Source organism: Spirosoma lituiforme (genome assembly GCF_054776635.1).
Genome location: NZ_BAAHBO010000039.1, coordinates 1 through 789, shown reverse-complemented (window position 1 = coordinate 789; position 789 = coordinate 1). Strand labels below are relative to the sequence as shown.

Here is a 789-nt window from a genome sequence, read left to right as displayed (position 1 = left end):
ACTCAGCTTGTCAGGCGCGTCAAGCCAGTCCTGTAAATAAGACTGTAAAACCTCAATTTGCTGCTCATCCTGCCAGGTAGCCGGTAGATCCGCTACCGACACGACATGATACGTTTCGGGTATGTCCAGCACCAGCAAATGGAAGTTGGGCAAGTAGAGCGGATTGAGATGAGCCACTATTTCCAGTAAAGCTAGCTCGGGGCGGGGGTAGCCGACGTGTAAAGAATAGGGTAGCCTTTAGGGTTCCAGCGGCCACCCGCTCGACGCGCACCTTCTGCCGACAAGGGCTGAGCAATGTAATTGCTCTTATAAAGTCGATATACCAACATCAATCAACAAACTAATCGGCTACGAATAGACCCCGTACTCAATGCGGGTCAATACATCATCCACTAAACTGAACCCACTGATGGTATTCAGCCACTGGAGGGGCGCTTGGCCTTTCAACTCTCGCAAAGGATAGCGTAACCAATCTGCTAAGGCCTCCGTTCGACCGTCAAAAACCAACAGGCCATGAGCCGTTAGGTTTTCCAGCAGCAACAAGCGCTCAGAAGTTTGTTGGTCCAGTTGCCCTTCACTGCGAAAACGGTGTAGTGTTCGTTCAGCGACTTGCAGAACAATCGCCATTTCTTTAAAGGAGATCCCCAGCAGCTCAGCTAGCTGATCCACTTGCTGAGTTGGCACGCCCTTTTGGGCTTGTTCAATGATGGCGAAGCTAGTGGCTCGTTGGGGTTGATAAGGGGTCTTTGCTGGCCCGCCTGGTTGAGTAAGGCGTCGCCTTGATGAAGC

2 protein-coding genes are annotated in these 789 nt (G+C 51.7%); both read right to left on the bottom strand.

Features of this window, described 5'->3' with window-relative positions:
* Positions 1–191: 191 nt before the first annotated feature.
* Complete coding sequence (locus tag ACYU87_RS27550) at positions 192–329, bottom strand: RES family NAD+ phosphorylase (protein WP_461137218.1); 138 nt, start codon at positions 327–329, stop codon at positions 192–194.
* A 19-nt stretch (positions 330–348) separates the two neighbouring features.
* Positions 349–789, bottom strand: a 441-nt coding sequence (gene parS / locus ACYU87_RS27545; RefSeq protein WP_461137217.1) for a type II RES/Xre toxin-antitoxin system antitoxin, incomplete at its 5' end; no start/stop codon positions are given.

What these genes read in the sequence shown, in the direction of transcription:
- ACYU87_RS27550 (WP_461137218.1), bottom strand. Translation starts at nt 329, where the DNA reads ATGTTGGTATATCGACTTTATAAGAGCAATTACATTGCTCAGCCCTTG.